The organism is Citrobacter sp. wls619 (genome assembly GCF_005281345.1).
Taxonomy (GTDB): domain Bacteria; phylum Pseudomonadota; class Gammaproteobacteria; order Enterobacterales; family Enterobacteriaceae; genus Citrobacter.
Window position 1 is genome coordinate 24,265 of the sequence record NZ_SZXJ01000005.1, and the last position, 14,108, is coordinate 38,372.

The following is a 14,108-nucleotide window of genomic DNA, read 5'->3' on the forward strand; positions in this document are numbered from 1 at the left end:
TCTAACCCCTCACTCTTTTGTCTATACCCGACACAGATCACCTTTTCAAAACTCTCTATATAACCGCATGTTATCGCGAGGTTTAATCAATTTTTGCTAGTTCTCTTCAAAATTCAGCTTGCCGCTAATTTGCACAATTCGGTTATTGCGTGATCTGCCGCCCAAATACTAAACAAAACTCGCAAAGCCCCTACATTTAACGTTTGTGCGACATATTATTAACATCCTACAAGGAGAACAAAAGCCATGAGCCAAATACACAAACACGCTATTCCCGCAAATATTGCGGACCGTTGCCTGATAAACCCGGAGCAGTACGAAGCGAAATACCAACAGTCCATTACCGATCCCGACACATTTTGGGGCGAGCAGGGAAAAATTCTTGATTGGATCACGCCGTACAGCCAGGTAAAGAACACCTCTTTTGCCCCTGGCAACGTATCCATTAAATGGTACGAAGACGGCACGCTGAATCTGGCAGCAAACTGCCTCGATCGCCACCTACAGGAAAACGGCGATCGCATCGCCATTATCTGGGAAGGCGATGATGCTACCCAGAGTAAAAACATTACCTATCGCGAACTGCATCGCGATGTCTGCCGTTTTGCTAATACCCTGCTGGACTTGGGAATTAAAAAAGGCGATGTCGTGGCTATTTATATGCCAATGGTCCCGGAAGCTGCGGTTGCCATGCTGGCCTGCGCCCGTATTGGCGCGGTACATTCGGTCATCTTTGGCGGTTTCTCACCAGAAGCCGTGGCCGGACGTATTATCGATTCCAACTCACGTCTGGTGATCACTGCCGATGAAGGCGTACGCGCCGGACGCAGTATCCCGCTGAAAAAGAACGTTGATGATGCGCTGAAAAATCCAAACGTGAAAACCGTTGAGCATGTGGTCGTTCTCAAACGTACCGGTGGAAAAACGGACTGGAAGGAAGACCGCGATCTGTGGTGGTCCGATCTTATTGAAAAAGCAAGCCCTGAACATCAGCCGGCAGAGATGAACGCAGAAGATCCGCTGTTTATCCTGTATACCTCTGGTTCAACCGGTAAGCCAAAAGGCGTGCTGCATACTACCGGCGGATATCTGGTTTACGCGGCAACCACCTTTAAGTATGTGTTTGATTACCATCAGGACGATATCTACTGGTGTACCGCTGATGTGGGTTGGGTTACCGGCCACAGCTACCTGCTATACGGTCCGCTGGCCTGCGGTGCCACCACGCTGATGTTTGAAGGCGTACCTAACTGGCCGACCCCGGCGCGTATGTCACAGGTCGTGGACAAGCACCAGGTCACAATCCTCTATACTGCGCCAACGGCTATCCGCGCCCTGATGGCAGAAGGTGATAAGGCGATTGAAGGCACTAACCGTTCATCGCTACGTATCCTGGGTTCCGTTGGCGAGCCGATTAACCCGGAAGCATGGGAGTGGTACTGGAAGAAGATCGGTAATGAAAAATGCCCGGTCGTCGATACCTGGTGGCAGACCGAAACCGGCGGGTTCATGATCACCCCACTGCCGGGTGCAACCGAGCTGAAAGCGGGTTCGGCAACGCGTCCATTCTTTGGCGTACAACCGGCCATCGTTGATAACGAGGGCAATCCGCTGGAAGGTGCGACCGAAGGCAACCTGGTGATCACCGACTCCTGGCCAGGTCAGGCGAGAACGCTGTTTGGCGATCACGAACGCTTTGAGCAAACCTACTTCTCTACCTTCAAGAATATGTACTTCAGCGGCGACGGCGCACGCCGTGATGAAGATGGTTATTACTGGATAACCGGACGCGTGGATGACGTGCTGAACGTCTCAGGTCACCGCCTGGGTACAGCAGAAATCGAGTCGGCGCTGGTGTCGCATCCAAAGATTGCCGAAGCCGCCGTAGTCGGCATTCCACATAGTATTAAAGGCCAGGCCATTTACGCCTACGTCACGCTGAATCACGGCGAAGAGCCGTCACCTGAGTTGTACGCCGAGGTTCGCAACTGGGTGCGTAAAGAAATTGGCCCGCTGGCAACGCCAGACGTGCTGCACTGGACCGACTCACTGCCGAAAACCCGCTCCGGCAAAATCATGCGCCGCATTCTGCGTAAAATCGCGGCGGGCGATACCAGCAATCTGGGCGATACCTCGACCCTCGCCGATCCTGGTGTGGTAGAGAAACTGCTCGAAGAGAAGCAGGCCATCGCGATGCCATCATAACAAAGTCCTGAAAATGCCGGATAAGACGCGAAAGCGTCTTATCCGGCCTACAAATCTGACCCTACCCTCTCTTCATCCGGGAGGGAAATATAAAAAACCTCCCCCAAAGGATTTCGCGTTGCAGGGCTGCGACAGCAGTCAGGTCATGCCTGCTGCGCGAAAGACGAAGGGGACCTCTGGAGAGCTCTGTGATGAATGACAATATTTATCAGCGGATAGAAGACAGTGCGCGTTTCAGGGAGTTAGTTGAAAAACGGCAACGGTTTGCCACCATTCTGTCCATCATCATGCTGGCAGTTTATATCAGCTTTATATTATTGATTGCCTTTGCGCCGGGCTGGCTGGGTACTCCGCTACACGCGGGAACCAGCGTCACCCGCGGTATTCCGATTGGGGTCGGTGTGATCCTCATCTCTTTCATCCTGACCGGGATCTACATCTGGCGGGCAAATGGTGAATTCGATCGCCTGAACAATGCGGTTCTGCACGAGGTTAAAGCATCATGAAGAGAGTCCTGACGGCGCTTGCCGCCACGCTGCCCTTCGCCGCAAACGCGGCGGATGCTATTAGTGGTGCAGTCCAACGCCAGCCAACCAACTGGCAGGCGATTGTTATGTTCCTGATTTTCGTCATCTTTACGCTCGGCATTACCTACTGGGCGTCTAAGCGCGTACGTTCGCGGAATGACTACTACACCGCTGGCGGTAACATCACTGGTTTCCAGAACGGGCTGGCGATTGCGGGCGACTATATGTCGGCGGCATCGTTCCTCGGGATTTCCGCGCTGGTGTTTACCTCGGGTTATGACGGGCTGATCTATTCACTCGGCTTCCTCGTCGGCTGGCCGATCATTCTGTTCCTGATTGCTGAACGTCTGCGTAATCTCGGTCGTTACACCTTTGCCGATGTGGCCTCTTATCGCCTGAAGCAAGGCCCCATCCGTATTCTGTCAGCATGTGGTTCGCTGGTGGTGGTCGCGCTGTATCTGATCGCGCAGATGGTTGGCGCAGGCAAGCTGATTGAACTGCTGTTTGGTCTGAACTATCACATTGCCGTGGTGCTGGTTGGCGTACTGATGATGATGTACGTACTGTTCGGCGGCATGTTGGCGACCACCTGGGTGCAAATCATCAAAGCGGTACTGCTGCTGTTCGGCGCCAGCTTTATGGCTTTCATGGTCATGAAACATGTCGGCTTCAGCTTCAACAATCTGTTCACTGAAGCAATGGCGGTACACCCGAAAGGCTCCGCAATCATGAGCCCGGGCGGGCTGGTTAAAGATCCGATATCCGCGCTGTCGTTAGGCCTCGGTCTGATGTTCGGTACGGCAGGCTTGCCGCATATTCTGATGCGCTTCTTCACGGTCAGCGATGCCCGCGAAGCACGTAAGAGTGTGTTCTATGCCACCGGTTTTATGGGTTATTTCTACATCCTGACCTTTATCATCGGCTTTGGTGCCATCATGCTGGTCGGTGCAAATCCGGCATATAAAGATGCTGCAGGCGCGCTGATCGGTGGTAACAACATGGCGGCGGTGCATCTGGCTAACGCGGTGGGCGGTAACCTGTTCCTCGGCTTTATCTCAGCAGTAGCCTTTGCCACTATCCTGGCGGTGGTTGCAGGTCTGACGCTGGCGGGCGCATCGGCGGTTTCTCACGACCTGTACGCCAACGTATTCCGTAAAGGCGCTACCGAACGTGAAGAGCTGCGCGTCTCGAAAATTACCGTACTGATCTTGGGTGTGATTGCCATCGTGCTCGGCGTGCTGTTTGAGAACCAGAACATCGCCTTCATGGTAGGCCTGGCGTTTGCCATCGCGGCCAGCTGTAACTTCCCCATCATTCTGCTCTCCATGTACTGGTCAAGACTGACCACGCGTGGCGCAATGCTGGGCGGCTGGTTAGGTCTGCTGACGGCGGTGGTGCTGATGATTCTTGGCCCGACGATTTGGGTCCAGATCCTCGGTCACGAAAAAGCCATTTTCCCGTATGAGTATCCGGCGCTGTTCTCCATTAGCATAGCATTCCTCGGGATTTGGTTTTTCTCTGCTACCGACAACTCAGAAGAAGGCAATCGCGAACGCGAGCAGTTCCGTGCTCAGTTCATCCGTTCCCAGACCGGGTACGGCGTAGAACAAGGCCGCGCGCATTAATCTCTCCCCCTCTTCCCCGGCCACTTTGGCCGGGGTCCTTAAATCCAAACGAGAAAATACACTTCAAATATTCACCTAAACTAGCAATCTTGTCGCCTCATTATATAACGATTTATCGTTAGGGTTCAGGGCGGCAGTTACTAGCGTATCCATACGACTTTTAGCGAGGGCATTAATATCATTCATTGATATAACCTTATTAATAATTGTATCAGTCAGTTATGGTACTCCCTGGAGGGCGTGCAATAACGCACCTTAAAAAGACGTCTCCACCAGGTCTACATTGAACTGGTGAGCCCTAGTATTTTATGCGATTGATTATAAAAGCACCGGGATTAATTTATTCCTTGCATACTGAATACAGCGAATGATTTCAGGAAGAAGATCAATCAAATACTCATCATAATCATCACTCTCACCAAGAGGAAGATTAATTTTATATGTATAGGAAAAAACATTATTCTCAGAAGACAGGCCGATAATACCTCCGTTGGTCGCATCCCAAAGGTGGTTTATCTTCAGTAATGCAATCAGGGTGGCAACATTTTCTGTAGATGTATATTCCGCTACATCTGCCTGAATATAAATCTCGGAGCTATCTTTCTCATCAAAAAAATAGAATGTAATATCATCAATTTCGAGAGTATACTGACCCGTTTCAGATTCGATAAATTCGGGAAAACCATATGCCCGAAACAGGCATTCAAGTAAAAGAACTGTGTTAGTACTCGAATTCATGGCATTTCCTTTAATAGTCAGTGATTGTAGTGCCGCTTTGTACGACCAGTCTGGACTTGCATACAAGCGCGACTTGATAGAGGCAAGCAATCTTTTGAGCAAAGAGCTCTGGCGTTTGTTGTAAAGGGTCCAGACGCAGGCTCAAACAGATAAACCCGGTTTTATCATCAAATCCGAAGATACCTCCTGCCGTATTGGACCAGGCATGATTATCCTTTAGTAGTTGAATGAGTAAATCACAGGACACTTCGTCATTATTCTCGGGCAGAGGAGCAATATGTGCGATACATATCACCTCACGCTGGCAATTTTCATCCTCATCACTGAGGATGAATGAAAATAACATCTCCGATAACAATACAAAAGAACATCCATTTTTATCCAGAGTAAAAACTTTTCCGCCAGTATATTGGCTAAGGCCTTCCAGTAACATATTAGTGTTGTTTATATATTTCATTTAATTCACCTTGAATAACATGCGCTGAATTTAAAATCATCGTGGAATTCATACACAGCATCATAAACAAACGCAGTGATTGATCCCGTGGCATTATCCATGTTAAATCTCATTAATAACGTAAATGAAACATAGTTATTATCAATGCGCTGACCGGTAGGTGGCATATCCATGCCGTTGTTCGAAAAGATCTTGCCAGTAAAATAAGGGCATGAACCCACAAGGTCAACGACAGTTTCCAAATTGGAACAGGAGTGCGGCACAACAGTGAACGCATATTCCGTTCTGTCTGAAACGCCCACATTGATATGTTCTTTTATTTTATCAAAATCGATTTCACTCGTTTCACCCTTAAGAAAATCCCGATTCCCAGATATCATAAGCCCAATGTCTGTTAGAGGGTGTATAGATGTCTGATCACATGAAGAAGCAATGGCCATAGATAGTTTAGATAGGTGCTCAGTATGCTGTTCAATATCAGGATATACAGAGGTTATAGATTTTGATATGAATTTTGTAATTTCTTCGATGATGACTTGGTTTTGTAAATAGCCATTTTTAACACCGTTCTCACCATCCAGAATCCTTTTTCTTTCTGCTACCTTTGTCTCTAAAGGTATGTCGTTGTGGTTCTCTACGGCTAATAACGCCTGTAATTTTGCTGTAACACCTTGAGGAATCCTCTCCCCCCCCACTGTTGCTGACTCTATGAGTCGTTCAAGGCCAACGGTGGATAATAGAGAATTATAAATTTCGGAACCAGTGACGCCTCTGCTGAGCAACTTCTTAGTAGATTCATCTAATTCTTCGATTGAAATTGAATCTTGTGTGCTCTTTATTTTTAGCAATCTCATAAAGTCGCCAACTACAGCACTGTTATTCAGACAATACTGAACATTCTTCATATCATCTGATAACTTGGGATTCATTGAACCTTTTACATAATTGCGAAAAAAATCCTGAAGTTCTAAATTATCATTTAATGCGTCTTTTGGAAAAAAATAGATTGGCTCGTCATTTGTAATGATTATTTCATTGCCAATCCTCAGACGACTATTATCGCGTAGTTGTAATTTCTCTTGCATCTCAGATACGGCAGATAGAAACTTTTCTAAATCGTCTCTGCGACTATCGTCGCTCTCTGACCTTAGCTGTGTGTTAACGTCACTCTCCATCTTGGTTAAATCTTCGATCATATTTTTAATGCCGCCCGTAGTGGAGAGCGTTGCGGGAGAAAGTAATTCATCAGCCGATAATTCTTTATATGAAGCACAAATACCGATATATTTTTCCTTTAATTCAGGAGGAATCCTCTCCCTATTATCGACACCACCATCGCTTTTTACCCTGCCAAACTTCTGCTCCAATAATGTAGGAATGAACGTTATTCCATGCCTAATTTTATCGCTTATCCGAGGGCAACCATGCCCTTCCATTTTAATAAACAACATATTTTTACCGGGAATACCATTGGGCATAGCATCACTTTTTTCCGGCATCCTGGCAAACAGCACTGTCTTACGACCATTTGGTAAGAATATATCTTTTTGGTCAACATCTAAGCCCTGTGAATCATACTCTTTTCCGGCATTTTTAAATTCTTTAAGATGTCTTGACTTTCTTGAATAACTACCAACTTCACGCAAAAAACTTTCTATGTTATGGTTTTTATCTTCAATACTGAAAGCACCCACTTTGAAACTTTGCGGACCACTTTCTACCATCCCTGCAGAAACTGACACTTTATCAGATGCCCGCGCCTGTAAATACCACATTAAGTTAGCAACATTATCCTCAGTCGATTCTACATCACTATCAGTTATCAGTTTTCTATATACCTCCTCACCTTTTTTACACATTAAAATAATATCATCATTATTTACTTTGGACTTTACAGGTAATTTAACATTCCTTCCATGTAGATTAAAATCAACGGATTGAGAACCATTTTCTCTGTGTGTTGTATGCTTTGTACTGGTGACTGTCGGCTGGACTGCATTGGGTAATATATGTGGATCCGCCACAATCGCCCCCTGTTGTGTGACTGGAGCAGTCCGTGCCTCAAGATGCCGCTTCTCTGCATGAACAGGATGACGGATGTGCTGGATGGCGTTGTGAATGACGCACTTTAGTGAATCCATTGGATGTCCTTATAAAATAGAGTGCCTGCGTAAACGTTTAAAATAAGCCGAGATTACACGAGACAGGATGATGAAACTTTCAAAAAGTGCTTCATTTTTATATTTAGCACATGGTAAATGTGAGGAATGAATATTAGGGTTCCTTAACAAATTAATTTTTATTATTAATGAGCCGTTCCTTACGCCGTCACCCTGGCGCGACAAATTAATGCATCGCCCACCCAAGAGAAGATATTGTGCAAATTTACTACTCAATTCATTTTTCTGCGCAATAGCGTCCAGAGCGGACGGGCACTACGTGCTCACGGCTATGCGCATCCGCTTGCGCTGCATATGGCCGAAAATCCTCCGCTTAACACACTCTACCTGGATGCCATGGGAAGGTTTGACGTAGTCTTTAACGGCAGCGAAAGCCGCCTGGAAATGATAATCGTTGAGAAATCCTACAGGAGAGCGGGACAGCGAAGGCTGTTACGGCGATGCTGGCCGATCCGTTGCCGCGCGCCGCCGGCCATCGCGTCGGCGCCATATCGATTTTGACCGGTATCGCCGGGAATATTTCAATGCAGCAATAACAGCCGGTGAATTTTAAAAGAGTTTGTGCTGATTTCACGCTTGAAATAGCACACAGCCGCTGGTCAGAACATCACCCTCGCAACCAGCGGTGCAACCAGAACCATCACCACACCAGACAGCATCATCACCAGACTTGCCACTACGCCTTCCTGCTGACCAAGCTCATACGAGCGAGCCGTGCCCGCACCGTGCGATGCTGCGCCAAAACCTGCGCCTTTTGCCATACCTTCGCGGATGGAAAGCCGTAAAAACAGCACATCGCCGACGGCCATGCCGAATACACCGGTCACCACCACAAACAACGCCACCAGATCTGGCTGCCCGCCCAAGGGTTCTGCCGCTGCCAGCGCAAAAGGCGTGGTGACGGAACGTACCGCCAGGCTACGTTGGATCTCATCAGGCAGCATAAACAGACGCGCAAGCCACACGGAACTGGTGACAGCCACCAGCGTCGCCGTGATTACCCCCGCCGTCAACGACATCCAGTGACGCTTAATCACCGCGAGGTTATCGTAAACCGGAACAGCGAAAGCAATGGTCGCGGGACCTAATAGCCACAGCAGCCAGTGTGATTCGCCAATATAGTTCTGCCAGGAGATATGTCCGAAGACCAGCATCAGCACCAGTAACGCTGGCGTGAGAACCAGCGGCATCAGCGGCAATTTGCGAAAACGGCGATACAGACGCTTGTTGGCAAAATAGATCCCCAGCGTAATCACCAGACACAGCACGCTTAGCTGGAAGTTACTCACGGGTTAACCTGCTCATTTCATAGCGATACACTTTATCCACAACCCACGCGGTTGCGCCGAGAACCATCAGCGTGCTTATCGCAATGACGGCAAAAATACGCCAGCCATCGACCAACAGCAGCTGCGTATAGTTGACGACGGCAACCACCGCCGGGACAAAAAACAGCAGCATTTCAGCCAGTAACCAGCGGGCACCGGCGCGTATCCAGCTCAGCGGGATAATCCGACAGACAATCAGCGCCAACATCAGCACCATCCCAACCAGATTGGCGGGAAGCGGTAAATGCAGCCAGGAGACAAGATATTGAGCAAATACAAATAAACCTGCGTACAACAGTACCTGGACAGGTATCTGGAGTCGGTGAATGACAGCAGGCGTCACGCGGCTTATCGCCACAGCCATGAGGGTATGTCCTTAAAAAATAGAGAGCGCCAGTATAGAGAGCCCCCGTCCAGGACTGAAATGAATTAAACTCATTGCAGGCATAGTCTTAAGGAATAATCATGGATATCAGAACGCTGCGATATTTTGTTGAGGTGGTGCGTCAGCAGAGCTTTACCCGCGCAGCGGAGAAGCTTTTTGTCACCCAACCCACCATCAGCAAAATGTTGAAGAACCTTGAAGACGAGCTGAACTGCACGCTGTTAATCCGCGACGGACGACGGCTGTTGCTGACCGATACCGGACAGGTTGTTTTTGAGCGCGGTCTGGCGATTTTGGCCGAGTTTCGTCAGCTTGAAGCCGAACTTAGCGACATTAACCATCTGAACAAAGGGCTATTGCGCCTTGGTATCCCGCCAATGGTCGGTATGTTGATGGCAGGTCCCATCAGCCTGTTTCGCCAGCGTTATCCCGGCGTTGAGCTTAAAATATCGGAATTTGGTGGCTTAACCGTCCAGCAGGCAGTCATGAGCGGTGATTTGGATGTCGCAATGACGGCTCTTCCGGTCGAAGAAGAGAGCGGACTGGCAACCTTGCCGCTTTTCAGCCATCCGCTCTGCGTGCTGGTTCCGCGCTCGGGCCAGTGGACAACCTGCGAATCCATTTCCCCCGAGGCGCTGGCGGAACACCCGCTGCTTATCTACAACGAAGATTTCGCCCTGAGCCGTCAGTTACTGGAACTGTTTAACCAGCACGATGTAAAACCCCGCATCGCGGTACGTAGCGGGCAGTGGGATTTTCTGGCGGCCATGGTGCAAGCCGGGGTCGGTATCGCCATTTTACCGGAGCCGATTTGCCAACGACTGGACAAACAGACGCTGCGCTGGATCCCGCTGGAGAGCGATTTACGCTGGCAACTGGGCATGATTTGGCGCGAAGGCGTGTATCTGTCGCACAGCGCTCAGGCGTGGCTGACATGCTGCGAAGGGTTCTGGTTAACGCAAGAATCGTAAGTGCCGGATGCGGCTAACGCCTTATCCGGCCTACCTCACTATTACCGATTTTGTAGGCCTGATAAGCGTAGCGCATCAGGCACAACCGTTTATTGATTTTCGATCAACAGTGCTTCCAGCAAGTCCAGATCGTGCAACAGTTTTTGCAGCGTTTCATTGCTGATTTCGCGCGTGGCGCGCAGGTGATAAAGCTCTGCACGTTCTGAACGCAATGCCGCCAGGCGGAAACGTCGCTCGAGGTTCTCTTCCTGTAATGAGCTTTCCACATCGTTACGTCCATCGACGCGACGGCGCAGGTTACCGATTACACGAGAACTCACTTCGGTCAGCAGTTGATTATCAATATTCTCTTCGCTGTCCGCCGCCAGACGCTCTTCCATTTTCTGGATAGCGACAATCGCGACTTCCGCCGTCGCAGCGCGGGCTATCCGCTCTTCTTTCAGTTGCTGCGAGTGATCCGCCACTTCCAGGTGTTGCAGCAGAATCGGTAGCATCACCACACCGACAAACAGCGAGAACAGGATCACGCCCGCGGCAAGGAATACTAACTCGTAGCGCGCCGGGAAGCCGCTGCCATCCGGCAACAGCAGCGGGATGGAGAGCACACCGGCAAGCGTAATCGCCCCGCGAACCCCCGCAAAGGAGGCGATCAGGATTTCACGCGTTGTCCAGGAGCCAAACTCCATCGGCTTTTTCTTCAGGAAGCGCAGACTGAATTTTTTCATCGTCCACAGCCAGCCAAAACGCACCAACATCAGCGCCACGTAAATCAGCACGATATCGGTAAACAGCATCCAGGTTTCAACGTTCGGATCGGCTTCTGCCGCCACCAGCGAAGACTCCAGAATTCCCGGTAATTGCAGCCCTAACAGCAGGAAGACCATGCCGTTAAAGACGAACTCCAGCATTGCCCAGGTGCTGTTAGCACGTAAGCGCATCGCCAATGGCGCACGGCGCATTACGCCTGAACGGGTTATCGTCATCCCGGCCGCGACCGCCGCGAGGATCCCGGAAACACCGATGTGTTCGGCAATCAGATAAGAAGCAAACGGCAGCAGGAACAGCAGAACAATTTGCGTTGCCGGCTCATCGCCGCCCCAGCGGCTAAGAAAGCGCAGAGAGCGTCCATACAACCAGCTGACGACAAAACCCGCCAGGATGCCGCCAATCGCTACCTTAAAGAACTCCACCGTCGCACCACCAACGGTAAACACCATCGTTCCCATTGCCACGGCCACAGCAAATTTCAGCGATACCAGGCCAGACGCATCGTTCATCAGCGCTTCGCCCTGCAGGATGCCCATGATTTTCTTCGGTATACGCCCCTCACCGACAATGCCAGAAAGGGCAACGGCATCGGTTGGCGACAACACTGCAGCCAGCGCAAAAGCGGGGATCAGCGGAATCCCCGGGACCAGCCAATAAATCATAAAACCAATGCCGACCACCGTAACCAGTACGAGCGCCAGTGCCAGACCGAAGATCTCTCGTCCGTGCTCCAGAAACTCCCGCGTTGGCGTCTTCCAGCCATCGGCAAACAGCAACGGCGGGATGAACAGAACCAAAAACAGTTCAGGGTCAAATTCCACATGCAAACCAAATGTCGGCCACGCCAGCAACGCGCCGATGGCGATCTGCATAAGGGGTAAAGGGAGTTGGAAGGGCAATACGCGAGTAAATACCCCCGACAGCGAGACCACAAGGGTCATGATGAGTATGGTAAAAAAGATTTCCATGCGTTCCCTGTTTGCGATGTTTCTTATGATTAGTGATGAGAGGCGTCGTGCCTCAATTCTATCTACTCGAGAGTAACGCAAAAGACAACGAGTGTGTTCTGAAAATAAAAACGGGCGGCAAAAGCCACCCGTTTTCAGGATCAAGAGCGTATCGGGATTAAATAGCCCAACCGCCTGCATAGAATGCAACCAGCGCCACAGCAATCACCACCGTTCCGATATTCAGTTTGCGCCATTCGCCGGAAACAATACGGCCAATAACCAGAGTGGCAAAACCGATCATAATTCCGGTAACGATATTACAGGTCAGCACGATAAAGACGGCGGTAATCAGGCCCGCCATCGCATCGACGAAGTCGGTAAAATCGATTTTCGCCACGTTGCTCAGCATCAGCAGACCAACATACATCAGGGCCGGTGCCGTTGCGTAAGCAGGAACAAGGTATGAGAGCGGGGAAAGGAACAGGATCAGCAGGAACAGAACACCTACGGTGATCGCCGTCAGACCGGTTTTCCCCCCTGCCGCGGTACCCGCTGCAGATTCAATGTAAACCGCCGCCGGAGCTGCCCCTACCAGACCAGAGAACACGCTGCTCAGGGAGTCCGTCGTTAACGCTTTGCCGCCATCGATAATCTGACCGTCTTTATCCAGCAGATTCGCCTGACCCGCAACCGCGCGGATGGTTCCGGTCGCATCAAAGACCGCAGTCATAACCAGCGCCAGCACGCTCGGCAGAACGACAGGGTTCAGCGCCCCCATAATGTCCAGGCTGCCAATCAGAGAGTTACCTTCAGCATCACTCAGAGAAGGCATGGCGAAGATACCGGAAAAATGCACTGCGGGGTCGAAAATCAGGCCAACGACGGAAATACCAATAATGGTCAACAGGATGCCACCCGGTACTTTCAGTTTTTCGAGGCCAATAATCACCGCCAGACCAATCAACGACATAATGACCGGGAAGGTATCGAAGTCACCCAGCGCAACCGGCAGGCCATCCAGCGGGTTCTTAATGACCAGACCAACACCGTTTGCCGCAATCAGCAGCAGGAACAGGCCGATACCAATACCGGTACCATGCGCAACGCCCTGTGGCAGATTGCGCAGGATCCAGCTACGAATACCTGTCGCGGAAATGATGGTAAACAGAACACCCATCAGGAACACCGCGCCCAGCGCAACAGGCACGCTAATATGCTGCCCCAGCACCAGACTGAATGCGGTAAACGCCGTTAACGAAATGGCGCAACCAATCGCCAGCGGCAGGTTTGCCCACAGGCCCATCACAATAGAGCCGACACCGGCTACCAGGCAGGTTGCCACAAATACAGCGGCTGGCGGGAAACCGGCTTTACCCAGCATGCCAGGAACCACGATAACAGAGTAGACCATCGCCAGAAACGTCGTTAATCCGGCAACGACTTCCTGTCGAACGGTACTGCCACGGTGCGAAATTTTAAACCAGGCGTCGAGTGAACCGCCGGTACGCGCTGAAGGCGTAGACATAGAAAACATCCCCTGAGAGTTTATTTTTCGTCATTATGCGTGCTGGACAATCCACTGCCTGCTTAACGTTTTCTCCCTGTGCCAGGTTTGCGTCAGTAGGGGTGTCGCAAAAAAGCAAACGTTTAGCTCCGCGCATAAAAAACGGGTGGTAAAAAAAAGCAAACGATTATCTAGCGATCATGTACCGGTTTTCAACTGAACTTTGCCGCTTTTTACTCATTTCTTCTTATAACGCACAAGAAATAGCCAGTCGATGCGCAAACGTTATCGTCAATGCGCAATCTGGCAACAAATTTCGCGCAGTTATTACAACCCCGGCGGTAATCCTTTACGTTCACTCGCGCAAAAAAATGGATGAAGATGCGGAAAATTTTTCGGCTAAAAAACCATCAATTGACTGGCAAATAGACGGGGGTGGCATACACTTACCTTATCAACACAAGCCGGAA

Annotated in this window: 11 protein-coding genes and 1 pseudogene; 5 read left to right on the plus strand and 7 right to left on the minus strand. The window is 50.1% G+C overall.

Translation table 11 applies throughout. The features are described 5' to 3' along the window. The first annotated feature begins 246 nt into the window (after positions 1–246). The 3 genes from acs (at position 247) to actP (ending at position 4,357) form a co-directional block, all read left to right on the plus strand. Complete coding sequence (gene acs / locus FDX19_RS00295) at positions 247–2,205, plus strand: acetate--CoA ligase (RefSeq protein WP_137381166.1); 1,959 nt, start codon at positions 247–249, stop codon at positions 2,203–2,205. Positions 2,206–2,396: 191 nt separating this feature from the next. Further along, positions 2,397–2,711, plus strand: coding sequence for a DUF485 domain-containing protein (locus FDX19_RS00300; protein ID WP_006688274.1), 315 nt, complete (start codon positions 2,397–2,399; stop codon positions 2,709–2,711). Further along, complete coding sequence (gene actP, locus FDX19_RS00305) at positions 2,708–4,357, plus strand: cation/acetate symporter ActP (RefSeq protein ID WP_137381167.1); 1,650 nt, start codon at positions 2,708–2,710, stop codon at positions 4,355–4,357. Before FDX19_RS00300 ends, actP begins: the two co-directional genes overlap by 4 nt. A gap of 318 nt (positions 4,358–4,675) precedes the next feature. Here the strand turns inward: actP and FDX19_RS00310 are convergent, their stop codons facing one another. From FDX19_RS00310 to FDX19_RS25235, 3 genes are read right to left on the minus strand one after another with little or no spacing between them, the layout of a single operon-like run. After that, positions 4,676–5,095, minus strand: a complete 420-nt coding sequence (locus FDX19_RS00310) for a type III secretion system chaperone (RefSeq protein WP_137381168.1) — start codon at positions 5,093–5,095, stop codon at positions 4,676–4,678. Positions 5,096–5,105: 10 nt separating this feature from the next. Next, positions 5,106–5,552, minus strand: coding sequence for a CesT family type III secretion system chaperone (locus FDX19_RS00315; protein ID WP_137381169.1), 447 nt, complete (start codon positions 5,550–5,552; stop codon positions 5,106–5,108). 5 nt (positions 5,553–5,557) lie between these two features. Continuing rightward, a complete protein-coding gene (locus FDX19_RS25235; RefSeq protein ID WP_212734692.1) occupies positions 5,558–7,693 on the minus strand; it encodes a hypothetical protein in 2,136 nt (711 codons plus the stop codon). 390 nt (positions 7,694–8,083) lie between these two features. On the opposite strand from FDX19_RS25235, the pseudogene FDX19_RS25240 reads away from it, so the two are divergent. After that, positions 8,084–8,268 (plus strand): annotated as a pseudogene (locus FDX19_RS25240) (gfo/Idh/MocA family oxidoreductase); the annotation flags it as partial. 63 nt (positions 8,269–8,331) lie between these two features. Here the strand turns inward: FDX19_RS25240 and FDX19_RS00330 are convergent. Further along, positions 8,332–9,021 carry an LrgB family protein gene (locus FDX19_RS00330; RefSeq protein ID WP_137381170.1) on the minus strand — a complete coding sequence of 230 codons (690 nt, stop codon included), beginning with the start codon at positions 9,019–9,021 and terminating at the stop codon, positions 8,332–8,334. Then, positions 9,014–9,424 carry a CidA/LrgA family protein gene (locus FDX19_RS00335; protein WP_137381171.1) on the minus strand — a complete coding sequence of 137 codons (411 nt, stop codon included), beginning with the start codon at positions 9,422–9,424 and terminating at the stop codon, positions 9,014–9,016. The genes FDX19_RS00330 and FDX19_RS00335 overlap by 8 nt, the downstream gene beginning before the upstream one ends. A gap of 101 nt (positions 9,425–9,525) precedes the next feature. On the opposite strand from FDX19_RS00335, the gene FDX19_RS00340 reads away from it, so the two are divergent. Continuing rightward, positions 9,526–10,416, plus strand: coding sequence for a LysR family transcriptional regulator (locus FDX19_RS00340; protein WP_005132605.1), 891 nt, complete (start codon positions 9,526–9,528; stop codon positions 10,414–10,416). A gap of 89 nt (positions 10,417–10,505) precedes the next feature. Here FDX19_RS00340 and FDX19_RS00345 read toward each other — a convergent pair whose 3' ends face one another. Both FDX19_RS00345 and ghxP read right to left on the minus strand, forming a co-directional pair. Further along, entirely contained in the window at positions 10,506–12,152 is a 1,647-nt protein-coding gene (locus FDX19_RS00345) for a Na+/H+ antiporter (RefSeq protein ID WP_040229801.1), read from the minus strand. 157 nt (positions 12,153–12,309) lie between these two features. Further along, positions 12,310–13,659 carry a guanine/hypoxanthine transporter GhxP gene (gene ghxP / locus FDX19_RS00350; RefSeq protein WP_137381172.1) on the minus strand — a complete coding sequence of 450 codons (1,350 nt, stop codon included), beginning with the start codon at positions 13,657–13,659 and terminating at the stop codon, positions 12,310–12,312. Between the last annotated feature and the right edge of the window lie 449 nt (positions 13,660–14,108).

Bases quoted from the DNA above. Each gene is read 5' to 3' on its own strand.
- acs (WP_137381166.1), top strand. From the start codon at position 247: ATGAGCCAAATACACAAACACGCTATTCCCGCAAATATTGCGGACCGT.
- FDX19_RS00300 (WP_006688274.1), top strand. From the start codon at position 2,397: ATGAATGACAATATTTATCAGCGGATAGAAGACAGTGCGCGTTTCAGG.
- actP (WP_137381167.1), top strand. From the start codon at position 2,708: ATGAAGAGAGTCCTGACGGCGCTTGCCGCCACGCTGCCCTTCGCCGCA.
- FDX19_RS00310 (WP_137381168.1), bottom strand. From the start codon at position 5,095: ATGAATTCGAGTACTAACACAGTTCTTTTACTTGAATGCCTGTTTCGG.
- FDX19_RS00315 (WP_137381169.1), bottom strand. From the start codon at position 5,552: ATGAAATATATAAACAACACTAATATGTTACTGGAAGGCCTTAGCCAA.
- FDX19_RS25235 (WP_212734692.1), bottom strand. From the start codon at position 7,693: ATGGATTCACTAAAGTGCGTCATTCACAACGCCATCCAGCACATCCGT.
- FDX19_RS00335 (WP_137381171.1), bottom strand. From the start codon at position 9,424: ATGGCTGTGGCGATAAGCCGCGTGACGCCTGCTGTCATTCACCGACTC.
- FDX19_RS00340 (WP_005132605.1), top strand. From the start codon at position 9,526: ATGGATATCAGAACGCTGCGATATTTTGTTGAGGTGGTGCGTCAGCAG.
- FDX19_RS00345 (WP_040229801.1), bottom strand. From the start codon at position 12,152: ATGGAAATCTTTTTTACCATACTCATCATGACCCTTGTGGTCTCGCTG.
- ghxP (WP_137381172.1), bottom strand. From the start codon at position 13,659: ATGTCTACGCCTTCAGCGCGTACCGGCGGTTCACTCGACGCCTGGTTT.